Source organism: Stenotrophomonas acidaminiphila (assembly GCF_001431595.1).
Lineage (GTDB): Bacteria > Pseudomonadota > Gammaproteobacteria > Xanthomonadales > Xanthomonadaceae > Stenotrophomonas > Stenotrophomonas acidaminiphila.
This window is the reverse complement of sequence record NZ_LDJO01000023.1, coordinates 1-18,089: the sequence shown is the minus strand read 5'-3', so window position 1 is coordinate 18,089 and position 18,089 is coordinate 1. Positions and strand designations below refer to the sequence as shown.

Genomic DNA, 18,089 nt, shown 5'->3' with positions numbered 1-18,089 from the left:
GAGGCGTCTTCTTCGACGCCCGCCGCACGCCCCGGGCCTTGGCCACGTACATGCCTGACCTTGGCCGCCCCGTCGTCGCCGCCGCGGACACTGGCGCGATCAACGTCAGCGTCGCCGACGTGCTGGCCGCGCAGGCGCGGCTGCGGCGCTTCCTGCCGCCCACCCCGCTGCACTACGCCGAGCGCTTCGGCACCTGGTTGAAGCTGGAGAACCTGCAGCGCACCGGCTCCTACAAGGTGCGCGGCGCGCTGAACGCGATGCTGGCCGCACTGGAACGCGGCGACGAGCGGCCGGTGATCTGCGCCTCGGCCGGCAACCACGCCCAGGGCGTGGCCTGGGCCTCGTTCCGGCTGGGCGTGCAGGCCATCACGGTGATGCCGCACGGCGCGCCGGCCACCAAGATCGCCGGCGTGCAGCACTGGGGCGCCACCGTGCGCCAGCACGGCAACAGCTACGACGAGGCCTATGCCTTCGCCCGCGACCTGGCCGAACAGAACGGCTACCGCTTCCTGTCCGCGTTCGACGACCCGGACGTGATCGCCGGCCAGGGCACGCTGGGCATCGAGATCGCACCGCATGCACCGGACGTGGTGATCGTGCCCATCGGCGGCGGCGGCCTGGCCTCGGGCGTGGCGCTGGCGCTGAAGTCGCAGGGTGTGCGCATCATCGGCGCCCAGGTCGAGGGCGTGGACTCGATGGCGCGCGCGATCAAGGGCGACGTGCGCGAGATCGCCCCGGTCGCCACCCTGGCCGACGGCGTCAAGGTCAAGATCCCCGGCTTCATCACCCGCCGCCTGTGCGCCAGCCTGCTCGACGACGTGGTCATCGTGCGCGAAGCCGAACTGCGCGAAACCCTGGTGCGGCTGGCGCTGGAAGAACACGTCATCGCCGAAGGCGCCGGCGCGCTGGCGCTGGCCGCCGGCCGCCGCGTCGCCGGCAAGCGCAAGTGCGCGGTGGTGTCCGGCGGCAACATCGACGCCACCGTGCTGTCCACGCTGCTGTCCGAAGTGCGCCCCAGCCCGCCGCGCAAACCCCGGCGGCGCAACGCCGAACGACTTAGAAGCCGCGTCGCCCCCAACGCGCCGCGGCCCTCCCGAAACGAACAACCCAACATCATCGCACCCGCTGTCGAGGAGACCCTCTGGTGACTACTCCAACCATCAACACCCCGCGAATTACCATCTTCGACACGACCCTGCGCGATGGCGAACAGTCACCGGGCTGCAGCATGACCCCACCGCAGAAGCTGGTGATGGCGCGCGCCCTGGCCGAGCTGGGCATGGACGTGATCGAAACCGGCTTCCCGGCAAGTTCCCAATCCGACCGCGAGGCCATGGCGCTGATCGGCCGCGAGATACGCGACCCGGTGCTGGCGGTGCTGTCGCGCTGCCTGCCCGGCGACATCGAGACCTCGGCCAAGGCACTGGAAGCCGCGGCACGGCCGCGCCTGCACGTGTTCCTGTCCACCAGCCCGCTGCACCGCGAGCACAAGCTGCGCATGAGCCGGGAGCAGGTGCTGGAATCGGTGCACAAGCACGTGAGCATGGCGCGCGGCTACATCGACGACGTCGAGTTCTCGGCCGAGGACGCCACCCGCACCGAGCTGGATTTCCTGACCGAAGTGGCGCAGGTGGCCATCGCCGCCGGCGCGCGCACCATCAACCTGCCCGACACCGTGGGCTTCACCACGCCGGACGAGATCCGCGCGATGTTCAAGCACGTCATCGGCAACGCCGCCGGCGCCGACACGGTCATTTTCAGCGCCCACTGCCACAACGACCTGGGCCTGGCCGTGGCCAACTCGCTGGCCGCCATCGAAGGCGGCGCGCGCCAAGTGGAAGGCTCGGTCAACGGCATCGGCGAGCGCGCCGGCAACTGCGCGCTGGAAGAGATCGCCATGGTGCTGAAGGTGCGCAACGCGTTCTACAACTTCGATACCGGCTTCGACACCCGCCGCATCGTGCCGACCTCGCAGCTGCTGCAGCGGCTGGTGGGCATGCCGGTCCAGCGCAACAAGGCCATCGTCGGCGCCAACGCGTTCGCGCACGAGTCGGGCATCCACCAGCACGGCATGCTGCGCAACCGCAACACCTACGAAATCATGCGCCCGGAAGACGTGGGCTGGGAGTCCTCGCAGATGGTGCTGGGCCGCCACAGCGGCCGCGCCGCGGTCGAGGCGCGCCTGCGTGCGCTGGGCTACTGGCTGGAAGAGGAAGAGCTGAAGCTGGTGTTCGACCAGTTCAAGGCGCTGTGCGAGCAGCAGCGCGTGGTTACCGACGCCGACCTGCAGACCCTGATGCAGGGCAATTCCGGTGGCGACGGCTACCGCCTGGCGTCGATGACCATCAGCGACGTCGGCAGCCGCGCCAACGCGCTGGTCGAACTGTCCGATCCGGAAGGCAACCGCGTGGCCGAGACCGCGCAGGGCGACGGCCCGGTGGATGCGCTGTTCTCGGCGCTGTCGGCCGCCACCGGCGTACAGCTGACGCTGGACAGCTACCACGTGCACAGCGTCGGCATCGGCGCCGACGCACGCGGCGAGGCCAACCTGGGCGTGCGCCACGAAGGCAACATCTACGAGGGCACCGGCACCAGCCGTGACATCATCGAGGCCAGTGCGCTGGCCTGGCTGGACGTCACCAACCGCCTGCTGCGCCAGCGCGAAGGCAGCAAGACCCAGGAAGCCGTCAGCGCCTGAGCGCGACGGCCCCTCACAGGCAACGGAACCAACACGCAATGAGCTCCGCACCCAAGACCCTGTACGACAAACTGTGGGACGCGCATGTCGTCGTCCCCGAAAGCGACAGCGCGCCGGCCGTGCTGTACATCGACCTGCACCTGATCCACGAGGTCACCTCGCCGCAGGCGTTCACCGAACTGCGCGAACGCGGCCTCACCCCGCGCCGCCCGGACCGCACCAAGGCGACGATGGACCACTCCACCCCGACCCTGCCGGCCGCTGTCGACGGCAAGCTGCCGTATGCGAGCAAGGCCTCCGAGGCGCAGGTGCAGATGCTGGCCCGGAACTGCGCCGAGTACGGCATCGAGCTGTTCGACATGGCGTCCAGCAGCCGCGGCATCGTCCACGTCATCGCCCCGGAACAGGGCTTCACCCAGCCGGGCATGACGATTGTCTGCGGCGACAGCCACACCTCCACCCACGGCGCGTTCGGCGCGCTGGCCTTCGGCATCGGCACCAGCGAAGTGGGCCACGTGCTGGCCACGCAGTGCCTGCTGCAGCGCAAGGCCAGGACCATGTCGATCACCGTCGACGGCGAACTGGCACCGGGCGTCGGCGCCAAGGACGTGGTGCTGCACATCATCGGCGTGATCGGGGTCAACGGCGGCACCGGCCACGTGTTGGAGTTCCGCGGCTCCACCATCGCGGCGATGGACATGGAACAGCGCATGACCCTGTGCAACATGTCCATCGAGGCCGGCGCCCGCGCCGGCATGGTCGCGCCGGACCAGACCACCTTCGACTGGGTCGCCCGCACCCCGCGTGGCCCCAAGGGCGCCGACTTCGACAAGGCGGTCGCCTACTGGAAGACGCTGCGCAGCGACGACGGCGCGCGCTTCGACGTGGAGGTGCGCATCGACGCCGCCGACATCCGCCCCACCCTGACCTGGGGCACGCACCCGGGCACCGCCATCGCGGTGGACGCGCCGATCCCGGCCGCCAACGACGCCGCCGCGCAGAAGGGCCTGGACTACATGAAGTTCGAGGCCGGCCACGCACTGGCCGGCACGCCGGTGGACGTGGTTTTCGTCGGCTCCTGCACCAACGGCCGCCTGAGCGACATGCGCGAGGTGGCGCAGGTGCTGCGCGGCCGCCGCGTCGCCGCCGGCGTGCGCATGCTGGTGGTGCCGGGCTCGGAGATCGTCAAGCGCGACGCCGAGGCCGAAGGCATCCACGAGATCGTGCGCGCCGCCGGCGCCGAATGGCGCGAACCCGGCTGCTCGATGTGCATCGCCATGAACGGCGACCTGGTCGCGCCGGGGCAACTGGCGGTGAGCACCAGCAACCGCAATTTCGAGGGCCGCCAGGGCCCCGGCTCGCGCACCCTGCTGGCCTCGCCGCTGAGCGCGGCCTGGGCCGCGGTGAACGGCAAGGTCGCCGACGTGCGTGAACTGTTCGACCAGGAGGTGGCGTGATGGCCGGTTTCCGTACCCTGACCTCGCGCAGCGTGGTGCTGCGCCAGACCAACATCGACACCGACCAGATCATCCCGGCGCGGTTCCTGTCCACCACCGAGCGTGCCGGCCTGGGCAAGAACGCCTTCAACGACTGGCGCTGGCAGGCCGATGGCGCGCCGAACCCGGAGTTCGCCTTCAACCAGCCGCAGAACGCCGGCCGCTCGATCCTGCTGGCCGGGCGCAACTTCGGCTGCGGCTCCTCGCGCGAGCACGCGCCGTGGGCGCTGACCGACCTGGGCCTGCGCGCAATCGTGAGCAGCGAGATCGCCGACATCTTCCGCGGCAATGCGCTGAAGAACGGCCTGCTGCCGATCGTGCTGGACGAAGCCGACGTGCAGGAGCTGATGCAGCGCCCGGACGACGAACTGACCATCGACGTGGCCACGCGCGAACTGCGCACCCCCGCCGGCAAGGTGTACCACTTCCCGCTGGACGGCTTCTCGCAGACCTGCCTGCTGGAAGGCGTGGACCAGCTGGGCTGGCTGCTCGGCCGCGTCGACGAGATCGAACGCTACGAGGCCGCGCGCGCGGCGTGACGCCCCTTCCCGCCCGCACCCGCCGCCACGGGTGCCGGGCCGAACGACAGCAACAGGACAACCGGAACCCCCATGCAAGCCAACATCGTCGTACTGCCGGGTGACGGCATCGGCCCCGAGATCACCGTCGCCGCGGTGGACGTGCTCAAGGCCATCGCCACGCGCTTCGGCCATGACTTCACTTTCAGCGAGCACGACATCGGCGGCATCGCCATCGACAATCACGGCGAGCCGCTGCCGGCCGCCACCCTGGACGCGTGCAGCAAAGCCGACGCGGTGCTACTCGGCGCCGTCGGCGGGCCCAAGTGGTCCGACCCCAACGCCAGGGTGCGCCCGGAACAGGGCCTGCTGGCCATCCGCAAGGCGCTGGGCCTGTTCGCCAACCTGCGCCCGGTGCGCACCCACCCGGCCGCGCTGCACGCCTCGCCGATCAAGCCCGAGCTGCTCGCGGACGTGGACTTCGTGGTGGTGCGCGAGCTGACCGGCGGCATTTACTTCGGCGACAAGACCCGCGACGCCGACAGCGCCAGCGACCTGTGCCGCTACACCGTGGCCGAGATCGAGCGCGTGCTGCGCAGCGCCTTCAACCTGGCCCGGCAGCGCCGCGGCAAGCTGACCTCGGTGGACAAGGCCAACGTGCTGGAGACCTCACGGCTGTGGCGCGACGTCGCCGCGCGCATCGGCCGCGAGGAATTCCCGGACGTGGAACTGGAACACCAACTGGTGGATTCCATGGCCATGCACCTGATCGCCAAGCCGCGCGCCTACGACGTGATCGTCACCGAAAACATGTTCGGCGACATCCTCACCGACGAGGCCTCGATGCTGGCCGGCTCGCTGGGCCTGCTGCCGTCCGCCTCGCTGGGCGAACAGGGCAAGGTGGGTATCTATGAACCCATCCACGGCTCGGCCCCGGACATCGCCGGCAAGGGCATCGCCAACCCCTACGCCACCATCCTCAGCGCGGCCATGCTGCTGCGCCACTCACTGGGGCTGGAGGACGAAGCCGCTGCCATCGAGCACGCGGTGGCCGCCGCGCTGGACGACGGCCTGTTCACCGCCGACCTGGCCGCGCAGGGACGAGCGCTTTCCACATCCCAGGCGGCGCAGGCGGTGCTCGCCCGCCTGCAATGACCCACGACGCGGCCCACGGGCCGCGTTTTTCGTTATGGCTGTCCTGTTGTTGTCCTTTCCCCACCTTCAGGAGCAATGCCCTTGAACCACCGCAGTCCCGACGCGTTCCTTGCGTACGTCGCCCGCCGCGACCCTGACCAGCCCGAGTTCCTGCAGGCGGTCAAGGAAGTCACCCTAAGTCTCTGGCCGTTCCTGCAGCAGCACCCGCAGTACGCGCGGCATGGCCTGCTCGAACGCCTGGTGGAACCGGAACGGGTCATCCAGTTCCGCGTGGCCTGGGCCGACGACAGCGGCCGCACCCACGTCAACCGCGCCTTCCGCGTGCAGCACAGCGCGGCCATCGGCCCGTTCAAGGGCGGCATGCGCTTCCACCCCTCGGTTAACCTGTCGATCCTGAAGTTCCTGGCCTTCGAGCAGACCTTCAAGAACGCCCTCACCACCCTGCCCATGGGCGGCGGCAAGGGCGGCGCGGACTTCGACCCCAAGGGCAAGAGCGAAGGCGAGGTGATGCGCTTCTGCCAGGCGCTGATGCTGGAGCTGTACCGCCACCTCGGCGCGGACACCGACGTGCCGGCCGGCGACATCGGCGTGGGCGCGCGCGAGGTCGGCTTCATGGCCGGCATGATGAAGAAACTCAGCAACGACGCCGCCTGCGTATTCACCGGCAAGGGCCTGGCCTACGGCGGCAGCCTGATGCGCCCGGAAGCCACCGGCTACGGCACCGTGTACTTCGTCGAACAGATGCTGCACCACGCCCGCCGCGAAACCCATGGCGCCAAAGTACTGATCTCTGGCTCCGGCAACGTCGCCCAGTTCGCAGCGCTCAAGGCCGCCGAACTCGGCGGCAAGGTGCTCACCTTCTCCGACTCCGGCGGTACCCTCTACGCCCGCGACGGCTTCGACGAACAGGCCATGCAGGACGTGATGGCGCTGAAGAACGAACGCCGCGGCCGCCTGGCCGAACTGGCCGGCGACAAACGCTTTGAGTTCCTCGAAGGCCGCCGCCCCTGGCACATCCCGGCCGACATCGCCCTGCCCTGCGCCACCCAGAACGAACTGGACGAAACCGACGCCCGCACCCTCGTGCACAACGGCGCCCTGTGCGTGGCCGAAGGCGCCAACATGCCCTCCACCCTGGAAGCGGTGGACGTGTTCCTGCAGGCCGGCACCCTCTACGCCCCCGGCAAGGCCAGCAACGCCGGCGGCGTTGCCACCTCCGGCCTGGAAATGAGCCAGAACGCATTGCGCCTGTCCTGGCGCCACGCCGATGTGGACGAACGCCTGCACGTGATCATGAAAGAAATCCACGCCAACTGCGTGCAGCATGGCAAGCGCGCCGACGGCAGCGTCAACTATGTCGATGGTGCGAATATCGCGGGATTCGTGAAGGTGGCCGATGCGATGTTGGCGCAGGGGTTGTATTGAGGGTTGCTGGTCCCTTCTTCTGATCGGAAGGAGGGACACCGTCGATATCCAGTTCAAGCAGCTCATCCCTTCAAGGGCCTGAGCGCTTGTGTTATGCCGAGCAATTCGGGGTCTAATCGATATGGCCGCAAACGCGCGGTATTCGCCGTCGACCTCGGAATCGCGCCCCCCCCACTCCTCCCAAGCCACTGATATTGCTGGCATCACCGCATCTTCACATCAGCGCCAGGAAGCGGGACACTTGGGCAATGCCGCGATTAGGCTGCCGAACAGGCGTTGGGCCGCAGACCAAACGATGCCTTACTTCAAAGTCATTCTTTCTGGTCGCGGCATTGATCTTCCGTTCGAGGGTCATTCGATTATCGGATTCTTCACCACTAGGCTTGTTCGTTCTGCTGATCCAGCAAGCGCTGAGTCCTTGGCCAAAGACCTTGTCTTGTCAGAGTGGCTCCCCGGCGGCACCTACGCCAAGGTCAATCACGGCTCACCGCCGACTTTGTCCGTCGAGCAGTCGTTTCCCGTCGGCTGGTTGGCGGGTACATTCGGCCGTAAACCCTCCGGCTACACCTTCTACCGCCATGAGGGCTAGACTGCAGCCTAACAATTCATTCAAGCCGAACCCGCTTCGCAGCGCGACTTAACTCAGGCGTGAGGCCCGTGAATCACACTGCAGCAAACGTTGAAATTGACAGAGCACTGACCTCCGGTGAGCGCGCACTGATTCGCTGGCTCCTGGAGTACGGAGAGGGTGATTGCACCGAGTTCATTGAGCAGTTAGAGAATGCTCGGGTGGCTCGCCTTTGCAGCTGTGGCTGCGCCAGCATTGACCTTTCCATCGGTGGCCGATGCCCCGAGGACTTCGCAATGCGCACCCTTTCGGACTACCAATGGCTCAATGAGCACGGCCATCTGTGCGGCGCCTTTGTGTTTGAACAGGGTGGCCTTCTTGCTGGGCTAGACTTGTGGTCAATTGACGGCCAGAGCACTCCAAACGCCCTGCCGCCCGTAGATCGACTCGTTCTGTTTGGCAGCGCACGGGCCTAACAATTCACTCAAGCAGATGCCACTTCTCGGCATGGCTCAACTCAGGCGTTAGCAGTCACTGAGGAAACATGGACTACGACCTCTACCAGATAAAGCTCCTCCTTTGGGCCATCCTTGGGCTTCAACTCCTGTTTGTTCTCATCAATATCGCTTGCCGGATCTTCAGCTGCAGCCATGACTCAAGCCCCAACTATCGCGACCTTCTAGATCGTGGTGAATTTGAGAAGATACTTGCGCACACAAAAAAGCGACTGGCGTCCCACCCAGATGACCTGGATGCTTTGTACTTCCATGCCAAGGCACTCCAATCCAGCGGCCTCCCACTATCTGCTCGGCCGTTCATTGAACGTCTAGGCAAGAATCACCCTCTGTTAGCTCGGGCAGCACAGGAATGGATTGCAGCCATTGATGAGAGCGATAAGGGTTACAGCTAACAATTCATTCAAGCGGACGCCGCTTCGCGGCGCAACGATAGGCTCTCCTAATTGAACCAACCCGTTGCAGCAGATCGGCATGGCATAACCCAGGCTGGCCGGTCCAGTAACCGATATGGCGCAAACGCACGGTGTTTGCCGCCGACTTCGTGACCGCACCACACCCCTCACTCCTTCCAAGCCATTGGTATTTACGGCATCACCGCATCTTCACAATAGCGCCAGAAAGCGGGACACTCGGGCAACGTCGCGATTAGGCGGCCGAATAGGCGTTAGGCCTCATGGAAAGTTTCGCTCTAGCCACACTGCTCATGTTTGCTCTCGTCGCACCTGCTGGCTCTAGTCAGCCTCCGGAGTTGCTTTCAGTGTATGACGGGTGGGGTACTCATTACATCCCCGGCTTTGGCAAAGTATCGGGCACTGGGTCGGTTCAGTGCGGTAAGATCCAAGTCTCTGTGCGGACCGTCGAGAACTCTGAGGAGGGGCCACAGCCGTCTGCTGAGCGCATCCATGAACTTCGAGCTACCAATACGGCAACTTTGGCTTCCTTGGCCGCTGCAGGAAATGCGTGCCCCAAGGCCGCGTTCTCTACTGAGGCCTAACAATTCATTCAAGCCGAACCCGCTTCGCGGGTCGGCTTAATTCAGGCGTTAGGTGGCAGCATGAAATATGAGGATGGCACAGATATAGAGCCCGGAGACGTCGTTCAGATCGACACGCAGTACCGCGGCCGAGTTATCGCCTCAATGGACACAAACGAGTACTTGCCGGGCGAGGAAGGCTGGGCGTATCTCGGCGCTGGCATCATGGTGGATACTGACTTTGGCGGACTGGTGCACTACACGGCGGAGACAGCTGATGATCTTGTCCTCATACAGCGCGGGGCAGCCGCCTGACACTTCATTCAAGCCGACTTCGCTTCGTGGCGCGGCTTAACTCAGGCGTTATGCACCATCCCTCAGACCACCTCAAGCTGCTGATTCAATCAAATGCCGAAGAGATCACGCGGCTGCATTCGCGCGTGCATGAGACATTCGCACAGCGGGATCGAAGCCCTGACAAACGCCACGAATGGGAGCGTGCGTGTGAGATCTTGCACTCTAGATACAACGAACTGGCGTTTCCCGGCGGCTTCGAAGGGGCGCTGGACCGCATCGTGGCTGGTGACCCAGAGTCTATGGAGGCTGCCATCTGCTTCCTTGAGCTTCGTCCCTATTTCTTCCGGTCTGGCTACATGTTTGAGTCCATACTCCGCAAGACCAAGCGTGCGCCACTCTCCCAAGAGCAGGTCGCCAGGCTGCAGCACGTCATTCAAGCCTTGGCTGCATGGCGCTCAAAAAGGGCCACCCCAAATGGGGCATAACAATTCATTCAAGCCGGAGCCGCTTCACGGCTTGATTTAACTCTAGCGTTCCGCCCTCAACACCCTCTCGGTTTTGAGTAGCAGGTTGATTTGAAGTCCAATCCCGCACGGGGCGGAGATTGGACATGAAGAAGCGCTTTACCGAAGAGCCGATCATCGGCTTCCTGCGTGAGGCTGAAGCTGGCGTGGCGGTGAAGGAACTGTGCCGCCGGCACGGGTTCAGCGAGGCCTCTTACCATCTGCGGCGCAGCAAGCTCTGCGGCATGAGCGTGGTGGAGGCCAAGCGGCTCAAACTGACGGCCAAAGCCGCTACGATGAAACCCGGACTCTGGAGAGCCCAGCTACTCAAGGCCGCAAAACTCGGCGGCAAGGTGCTCACCTTCTCCGACTCCAGCGGCACCCTGTACGCCCGCGACGGCTTCAACGAACAGGCCATGCAGGACGTGATGGCGCTGAAGAACGAACGCCGCGGCGGCCTGGCCGAACTGGCCGGCAACAAACGCTTTGAATTCCTCGAAGGCCGCCGCCCCTGGCACATCCCGGCCGACATCGCCCTGCCCTGCGCCACCCAGAACGAACTGGACGAAACCGACGCCCGCACCCTCGTGCACAACGGCGCCCTGTGCGTGGCCGAAGGCGCCAACATGCCCTCCACCCTGGAAGCGGTGGACGTGTTCCTGCAGGCCGGCACCCTGTACGCCCCCGGCAGGGCCAGCAACGCCGGCGGCGTCGCCACCTCCGGCCTGGAAATGAGCCAGAACGCATTGCGCCTGTCCTGGCGCCACGCCGACGTGGACGAACGCCTGCACGTGATCATGAAAGAAATCCACGCCAACTGCGTGCAGCATGGCAAGCGCGCCGACGGCAGCGTCAACTATGTCGATGGCGCGAATATCGCGGGATTCGTGAAGGTGGCCGATGCGATGCTGGCGCAGGGGTTGTATTGAGGGTTGCTGGTCCCTTCTTCCGTCTGGAAGAAGGGATACCGCCGGCACCCGGCCCAAGAAACTCAGTTCCTTCAATGGTATAAGCGCTTGCGTTATGCCAAACAAATCGAGGTGTAACCGATATGGCGGCAAACCAGCGGTGTTCGCCATCGGCCTCGAAACCGCACCACGCCCCTCACCCCTCCAAGCCATTGATATTTCTTACATCACCGCATCTTCACATTAGCGCCAGAAAGCGGGACACTTGGGCCACGCCGCGATTAGGCGGCCGAATAGGCGTTAGGCAGCACAACAGGAGAGATCATGCGACAGCTAGAAGATGCGGCGTATGAGCTAGCGGAGGAGATCCGTGACGGGAGGTGGGCGCATGTTGAATCCATAAAGGTTAAGCCCGTTCCAGCATGCCCTGAAATAATTGATGAGCTTCGTAAACGTAGTCCAGGCCATACCATTGAGCAGTATCAACGCGCCATCACCGACGGGCTATTCGCGTCAAGGTGATCGGGCTGATGCTGCCTAACAATTCATTCAAGCCGACACCGCTTCGCGGCCTGGCTTAATTCAGGCGTTAGGCAACAAGACAGGGGGCTGACATCGTTTATGGAAAACCCTGCTTCGATATGGTTGACACTTTTCATCGCTGCCGTGTCAGGAGGCTTAGCATCGACACTCATTGAACAGTTTGTCATTGCACCTATCAGAGCGCACTGGCGACAAAGAAAGGCTGCGAAATATATCGTCGACGCGCACCTAGATCCCTTACTAAAAGCGGCAGACGCTATTGTTGGAAAAACAATATCTCTTGCGGAGAGGGACTTTCTTCCACTGGCGACGCAGTCAGGACAGGAGACCGATACCAGCCTGATTGGCCTGACTTATCTTTATGCAAGTTTTTGGGGGCGAGTTGAAGTCCTAAGAGCAGAGAGCTTAGGGATTTCAATCTCCGGAGATTCGCGGGGAAAGAAGCTCAGCAAATTTATTACTTGCTTAGAATCGCAACGAATCCGCTTGGTCAACAGAACCCACCAGAAGGCGATCGGAGAGATCACCACAGACCTGTTAGCTGACGGTGGTTTGCGCACGATCGGCGTGGTTGAGTTCGGAGAGAAACTCTCTGCAAGCAATATCGCAGGAAGCTGGTGTCAGCCGCTAACAGACCTATTGACCAAAACGAGCGAGAGATCGGCTCGCCAGAAGCTACTCATCTACGGAATAGTTCTGCATTCACTTGTTGACACGCTTGACCCTGAGCATCACTCAACCCACAAACGCTCTTCCTATCCAAACAAACTATCTAGGGAGTCAAAGCGTCGAGTTGAGCACTTGGTATTCCGGGAGTACCTGCAGGGAACAGGAGCGGTCAATCGATATGCTCAGCCGGAATAAAAAAGGGCACCCGCCGACTACGGCTGCTAAGCAGCGTAGCCATTGGGTGCCATCTACGCCCCTAGCGTACCAAACCTTGACAGATCGTTCAACTCTGGGCTGGGTGCTTGGCCTTTCGCAGTTGCTGCCTAACAATTCGTTCAAGCCGACGCCGCTTTGCGGCGCGTTGAATTCAGGTGTTAGACCGCGCATGAAGATCTTGGGGAGGGGACTTATGAAATTTCAACTACTGTGCATAACCGTCCTATTCGTCAGCGGCTGCGCAAGTACCGAGATTACGGCGCCTTCGGCCACAACGGCAGAGCTGGCCATGGACATAGAGTCGCGGTCCTCTGGAGGAGGGATTGGGCAGAACTGGCACGTATGGAAGTACCAGGACGCGACGTGTCAAACCACAGAGAAAGGTGTTCGAGTTGCCCGAAAACGCAAAGACCGGCCAATGGAGTCGATTCATTTACCGGCTGGCAGACCTATAACACTTGCGTTCTGGTACATCGAGGCTGACTTCGGCCAGAATCGTGAATGCAGCTACACGTGGACCTTCACGCCCCAGATGGGCGAGACGTATCGAGCAAAACTCGACGTATCGCCCAGGGTTCAGTGCCACGCGACCCTTACTGACGCTGCGGGCGCCACAGTCGAAACGACGAATCCAGAGAACTCTTGCGTTATAGGGGTATATCGCCAGCGCGTCCGCAATGGCGAACCTGCCACCATAAAATATAAAATCAACGTTCAACACTACTAGACCACGGCCTAGCAATTCGTTCAAGCCAATGCCGCTTCAGAGATCAAGAGTGAACTCAAACAAGATGAAATTTTTCATGGCGGCGTTAACTTCGGTACTGACCACATGTTCCGACCTCCCCAAGTACGTCAATGCAACATCTAAAGAATCCGCAACCATCGAGATCTGGTCGCAATTAATCCGATGCAATATTATGATGAGAGAAGGAAGTATTTGCTCGGCACAGGTCATTGTCATTGATGGAAAAAAGGTGGGCACCCTTGCTTCCGTTAGAGCATCACCGGGCATTCATAAAATAATGCTTTCATGTACGACAAGTGGCGCAAGAGCCCGTTCATATGGTCACTCATTCATCGTTGATCTAGCTCCACGCTCAAAATACCAAATTCAACCGCGATGGGAACAGGAAGTTTGCGTTGTAGATATCATTGATACCGCCACCAAACAGGCCATACCCACGGAAAAAATACCTAGGGAAGAAGTCGTTGGCACCGGCGCCTAACAGCGCATTCAAGTCGACGCCGCTTCGCGGCGCGGCTTAATTCATGTGCTAGACATCAGCAGAATGACTACCGAGATCGGAGAGTTCCGCCAAATGCTTGAGACTGGTCGGCGCTACTTGGCAGGGGAATGCTCCATCCAAGAGCTCAACGGCCGCATCAGTGATCTAGCTATAGCAGTGAAGCTCTGGGGTGGTCACCCTGCGCTTACTGAGGTCGCTGGCGACTGGTCCACTATGGTTGACCGACGCTGGAATGAGTGGGGCCACAATCCAAACCCACTCTCAGAGCAGGAGTTCGTGGCTTGGTTAGAAGGGCAACTCACTTCTCTCGAGTAAATGCCTAACAATTCGTTCAAGTCGAGTCCGCTTCGCGGATCGGCTTAATCCAAGCGTTAGGCCTTGGGCTTATATCGACAAATGCCGTGGGCAGGCATTGCCTACCCACGGCATGAAGCGAGCTATTCCTCAGCAGCAATCACGATGCCCAGCCGGGTCACTATCACCCGTGCGTTCTGGCCGACTTTGAGGCCCGCGGCCTCCAGCCAATCGCCGCACAGTCGCAGGTAGGGCACCTGCCGGGGCTTGAAGCGGCGGTCCTTTTCCTTGGCGCGGCTTTCATAGTACTGGCAGCCGACTTTCAGGGTGCGCGATTTGAGCGGGGTTCCGACCTGCTTGGTCATGACGATCTCCTACGATTCGTTCTGTCTATTTCGCCTCCTGTTCAGAGAGGCGGCCGGGTGCTTGAACACGGTCGTAGGGCCGCCCGCAGCTTTTCCCTTTCGGGTCTTGCATGACTGCGCGCCACCCGGCCATAGAAAACGCGGGGCACAAAAATGCCACTGTGCTGTCGGGAGTGGCTTCCGCCTACGAAGGTGTGTTCAGCACCTGCGTAGGATGTAAACACCGCCTTTCGGCAGGGTCAACGTCAGGCAATCCCCCGCAACCGCCCCAGGGTTACCCGATCCCGCTGCTCCAGGTCCTGCACGGTTTCCACTTCGTCGAAGCCGCCCTGCTCCAGCAGTGCACGGATGGCCGGGCCCTGGTCCCAGCCGTGTTCGAGCAGCAGCCAGCCGCCGGGGACGAGGTGGTCGGGGGCGCCGGCGATGATTTCGCGGATGGCGTCCAGGCCGTCGGCGCCGGAGGCCAGCGCCGGCGGCGGTTCGAAGCGCAGGTCGCCCTGCTGCAGGTGCGGGTCGCCGGCGGCGATGTAGGGCGGGTTGCTGACGATCATGTCGAAGCGGTCCACGCCCAGCGCGGCGTACCAGTGGCCGCGGCGGAACCAGACGTTGTCCAGGCCGTGGGCCTGGGCGTTCTTCACCGCCACGGCCAGGGTGGGGCCGAGCAGGTCGGTGGCCATCACCGTGGCCAGCGGGCGTTCGCTGGCGATGGACAGGGCGATGGCGCCGCTGCCGGTGCCAAGGTCGGCGACGCGGGCCATGTGCCCGGGCGGCAGCCGCGCCAGTGCCTGTTCCACCAGCAGCTCGGTTTCCGGGCGCGGGATCAGGGTGGCGACGTTGACCTGCAGGTCCAGGGTCCAGAAGCCGCGGCGGCCGGTGAGGTAGGCCAGCGGGTGGCCTTCGGCGCGGCGCTGCAGCAGCAGTTCGAAGCGCTGGCGGGCGTCGTCGTCCACCGGGTCGGTGGCGTGGGCGAACAGCCAGGCGCGGTCCACGCCCAGCACGTGCAGCAGCAGCTGTTCGGCCTCGTGCCGGGCGTCCTCGCCGGGCAGCTTGGTGGCGCCTTCCCGCAACAGCGCGGCAACCTGGGGGGTGGACACTTCACTACCTCTTCGCGGGATGTTTCCGGGACCGGGAGGATAGTCACCCGGCCTGCCGCTGCCTACCGCGGCGGTACTGGCCCGGAATCGAGCCTGCCTATGCCGCCCGTTCAGGCTTTGGCCAGCCGCTGGCTTGGAAAGCCGGAAAAGCGCCCGATATCGGGGTCAGGGCCCGCTGGCGGGGCCGCATCAATAGTCAATATCTATTGATACGATGCATTCAATTCATTTGTTTTATTAGGCACTGCCTATTAGCCTGTGCTCCACGGTTCACCACCCGTCCCTTCAACCAAGAGGAAGTTCCATGTCCCTTATCAACACCCAGGTCCAGCCGTTCAAGGCCAACGCCTTCCACAACGGCAAGTTCATCGAAGTCACCGAGGAAAGCCTGAAGGGCAAGTGGTCGGTGCTGATCTTCATGCCGGCGGCCTTCACCTTCAATTGCCCGACCGAGATCGAAGACGCGGCCGAGCATTACGCCGAGTTCCAGAAGGCGGGCACCGAGGTCTACATCGTCACCACCGACACCCACTTCTCGCACAAGGTGTGGCACGAGACCTCGCCGGCCGTGGGCAAGGCGAAGTTCCCGCTGGTCGGCGACCCGACCCACCAGCTGACCAACGCCTTCGGCGTGCACATTCCGGAAGAGGGCCTGGCCCTGCGCGGCACCTTCGTGATCAACCCGGAAGGCGTGATCAAGACCATGGAGATCCACTCCAACGAGATCGCGCGTGACGTGTCCGAGACCCTGCGCAAGCTCAAGGCCGCCCAGTTCACCGCCGCGCACCCGAACGAAGTGTGCCCGGCCAAGTGGAAGGAAGGCGAGAAGACCCTGACCCCGTCGCTGGACCTGGTCGGCAAGATCTAAGCCGCCCCTCACTCCCACCCCGCCCTGGCGGGCGTGGGGGTGAACCGAAGCCGCGTCGCGCCAGCCCGCTCGTTGCCCGCCAGGCGCGGTTTCGGTTCACCCCTACTTTCCCGGCGGGTTGCCCTGGCAACCGCGTCCTCCCCCCGTTTTGCCTCGAACAAGGAGTTGCGCCGTGCTCGACGACACCCTCAAGACCCAGTTGCAGCAGTACATGGGCCTGCTGCGCCAGCCGCTGCGGCTGATCGCCTCGCTCGACGACAGCACCGCCAGCACCGACATGCGTGGCCTGCTGGACGACATCGTCGCCGCCGGCAACGGCAAGATCACCCTGGACACTTCGGGCAGCGATGCGCGCCGGCCGTCGTTCGTGATCGCCCGCGAGGGCGAAAGCCGCGGCGTGCGCTTTGCCGGGCTGCCGCTGGGCCACGAGTTCGAATCGCTGGTGCTGGCGCTGCTGTGGACCGGCGGCCACCCGCCGAAGGTGGCGCAGGAGGTGATCGACGGCATCAAGGCGGTGGACGGCGAGTTCGCCTTCGAGGTGTACATGTCGCTGACCTGCCACAACTGCCCGGACGTGGTGCAGGCGCTGGCACTGATGGCCATCGTCAACCCGAAGATCAGCACCACGGTGATCGAGGGCGGCGCGTTCCAGCAGGAAGTGGAGCAGCGCCAGGTGATGGCGGTGCCGATGGTGTTCCAGGGCGGCGAGATGTTCGACTCCGGGCGCATGACCCTGGAGCAGATCCTGGCGCGGCTGGACACCGGCGCGGCCAGGCGCGAAGCGGCGAAGATCGCCGCCAAGGACCCGTTCGACGTGCTGGTGGTGGGCGGCGGCCCGGCCGGCGCGGCCGCGGCGATCTACGCCGCGCGCAAGGGCATCCGCACCGGCGTGGCGGCCGAGCGCTTCGGCGGCCAGGTGCTGGACACCATGGCCATCGAGAATTTCATTTCGGTGCAGTACACCGAAGGCCCGAAGCTGGCCGCGGCGCTGGAGCAGCACGTACGCGAGTACGAGGTGGACATCATGAACCTGCAGCGCGCCACCAAGCTGGTGCCGGCCGGTGCCGATGGCCTGGTGGAGGTGCAGCTGGAGAACGGCGCGTCGCTGAAGTCGAAGTCGGTGATCCTGTCCACCGGTGCGCGCTGGCGGCAGATGAACGTGCCCGGCGAGGATGCGTACCGCAACAAGGGCGTGGCCTACTGCCCGCACTGCGACGGCCCGCTGTTCAAGGGCAAGCGCGTGGCGGTGATCGGCGGCGGCAATTCCGGCGTCGAGGCGGCCATCGACCTGGCCGGCATCGTCAGCCACGTCACCGTGTTCGAGTTCGACAGCAAGCTGCGCGCCGACCAGGTGCTGCAGGCCAAGCTGCACAGCCTGCCCAACGTGACCGTGGTGCTCAACGCGCAGACCACCGAGGTGCTGGGCGACGGCCAGAAGGTCAACGGCCTGGTCTACACCGACCGCGTCGGCGGCGATTCGCACCGGGTGGAACTGGAAGGCATCTTCGTGCAGATCGGCCTGCTGCCGAACACCGAGTGGCTGCGTGGCACGGTGGAGCTGAGCCCGCGCGGCGAGATCGTCATCGACGAGCGCGGCCAGACCAGCGTGCCGGGCGTGTTCGCCGCCGGCGACTGCACCACGGTGCCGTACAAGCAGATCATCATTGCGATGGGTGCCGGTTCCACCGCGGCGCTGAGCGCCTTCGACCACCTGATCCGCAGCCCGGCGCC

Annotated in this window: 17 protein-coding genes and 1 pseudogene; 16 read left to right on the top strand and 2 right to left on the bottom strand. The window is 63.8% G+C overall.

The genetic code is table 11. The annotated features are described in order from the left end of the window. Window positions 1-98: 98 nt before the first annotated feature. From ABB33_RS07300 to ABB33_RS18535, 14 genes and pseudogenes are all read left to right on the top strand, one after another. On the top strand, window positions 99-1,148 hold the full coding sequence (locus ABB33_RS07300) for a threonine dehydratase (RefSeq protein WP_232522673.1): 1,050 nt from the start codon (window positions 99-101) through the stop codon (window positions 1,146-1,148). Continuing rightward, window positions 1,145-2,698 (top strand): 2-isopropylmalate synthase, encoded by a 1,554-nt coding sequence (locus ABB33_RS07295; RefSeq protein WP_380610781.1) that lies wholly within the window; start codon window positions 1,145-1,147, stop codon window positions 2,696-2,698. Before ABB33_RS07300 ends, ABB33_RS07295 begins: the two co-directional genes overlap by 4 nt. Window positions 2,699-2,736: 38 nt before the next feature. Next, complete coding sequence (gene leuC, locus ABB33_RS07290; protein ID WP_056931692.1) at window positions 2,737-4,155, top strand: 3-isopropylmalate dehydratase large subunit; 1,419 nt, start codon at window positions 2,737-2,739, stop codon at window positions 4,153-4,155. Continuing rightward, window positions 4,155-4,733, top strand: coding sequence for a 3-isopropylmalate dehydratase small subunit (leuD, locus tag ABB33_RS07285; protein ID WP_056931691.1), 579 nt, complete (start codon window positions 4,155-4,157; stop codon window positions 4,731-4,733). The genes leuC and leuD overlap by 1 nt, the downstream gene beginning before the upstream one ends. A 72-nt stretch (window positions 4,734-4,805) precedes the next feature. Next, window positions 4,806-5,867: a 3-isopropylmalate dehydrogenase gene (leuB, locus tag ABB33_RS07280; protein ID WP_056931690.1), complete on the top strand. Its 1,062-nt coding sequence runs from the start codon at window positions 4,806-4,808 to the stop codon at window positions 5,865-5,867. A gap of 81 nt (window positions 5,868-5,948) precedes the next feature. After that, complete coding sequence (gene gdhA / locus ABB33_RS07275) at window positions 5,949-7,292, top strand: NADP-specific glutamate dehydrogenase (RefSeq protein ID WP_232522630.1); 1,344 nt, start codon at window positions 5,949-5,951, stop codon at window positions 7,290-7,292. Between the two features lie 295 nt (window positions 7,293-7,587). Next, window positions 7,588-7,881, top strand: coding sequence for a hypothetical protein (locus ABB33_RS18555; protein ID WP_152985003.1), 294 nt, complete (start codon window positions 7,588-7,590; stop codon window positions 7,879-7,881). A gap of 523 nt (window positions 7,882-8,404) precedes the next feature. Beyond that, the gene (locus ABB33_RS18550) at window positions 8,405-8,770 is read left to right on the top strand and encodes a hypothetical protein (protein ID WP_152985002.1); all 366 of its coding nucleotides are present in this window, start codon (window positions 8,405-8,407) and stop codon (window positions 8,768-8,770) included. Window positions 8,771-9,432: 662 nt separating this feature from the next. Then, on the top strand, window positions 9,433-9,666 hold the full coding sequence (locus ABB33_RS07270; RefSeq protein WP_054667492.1) for a hypothetical protein: 234 nt from the start codon (window positions 9,433-9,435) through the stop codon (window positions 9,664-9,666). A gap of 50 nt (window positions 9,667-9,716) precedes the next feature. Continuing rightward, window positions 9,717-10,133, top strand: a complete 417-nt coding sequence (locus ABB33_RS18545) for a hypothetical protein (protein ID WP_152985001.1) — start codon at window positions 9,717-9,719, stop codon at window positions 10,131-10,133. 125 nt (window positions 10,134-10,258) lie between these two features. Continuing rightward, window positions 10,259-10,426 (top strand): annotated as a pseudogene (locus ABB33_RS19285) (transposase); the annotation flags it as partial. A gap of 21 nt (window positions 10,427-10,447) precedes the next feature. After that, complete coding sequence (locus ABB33_RS07265) at window positions 10,448-11,080, top strand: dehydrogenase family protein (protein WP_425513309.1); 633 nt, start codon at window positions 10,448-10,450, stop codon at window positions 11,078-11,080. A gap of 600 nt (window positions 11,081-11,680) precedes the next feature. Beyond that, a complete protein-coding gene (locus ABB33_RS18540; RefSeq protein ID WP_152985000.1) occupies window positions 11,681-12,466 on the top strand; it encodes a hypothetical protein in 786 nt (261 codons plus the stop codon). Window positions 12,467-13,263: 797 nt separating this feature from the next. Then, window positions 13,264-13,716, top strand: coding sequence for a hypothetical protein (locus ABB33_RS18535; protein ID WP_152984999.1), 453 nt, complete (start codon window positions 13,264-13,266; stop codon window positions 13,714-13,716). Window positions 13,717-14,174: 458 nt separating this feature from the next. On the opposite strand, the gene ABB33_RS07260 is transcribed toward ABB33_RS18535, so the two are convergent. Beyond that, window positions 14,175-14,396, bottom strand: a complete 222-nt coding sequence (locus tag ABB33_RS07260) for a SymE family type I addiction module toxin (RefSeq protein ID WP_056931688.1) — start codon at window positions 14,394-14,396, stop codon at window positions 14,175-14,177. A 245-nt stretch (window positions 14,397-14,641) separates the two neighbouring features. Continuing rightward, the gene (prmC, locus tag ABB33_RS07255; protein WP_056931687.1) at window positions 14,642-15,490 is read right to left on the bottom strand and encodes a peptide chain release factor N(5)-glutamine methyltransferase; all 849 of its coding nucleotides are present in this window, start codon (window positions 15,488-15,490) and stop codon (window positions 14,642-14,644) included. Window positions 15,491-15,794: 304 nt separating this feature from the next. On the opposite strand from prmC, the gene ahpC reads away from it, so the two are divergent. Together ahpC and ahpF are read left to right on the top strand one after the other, a co-directional pair. Then, entirely contained in the window at window positions 15,795-16,358 is a 564-nt protein-coding gene (gene ahpC, locus ABB33_RS07250; protein ID WP_054667503.1) for an alkyl hydroperoxide reductase subunit C, read from the top strand. 172 nt (window positions 16,359-16,530) lie between these two features. Further along, a partial coding sequence (gene ahpF / locus ABB33_RS07245) for an alkyl hydroperoxide reductase subunit F (RefSeq protein WP_056931686.1) occupies window positions 16,531-18,089 on the top strand: 1,559 nt, incomplete at its 3' end.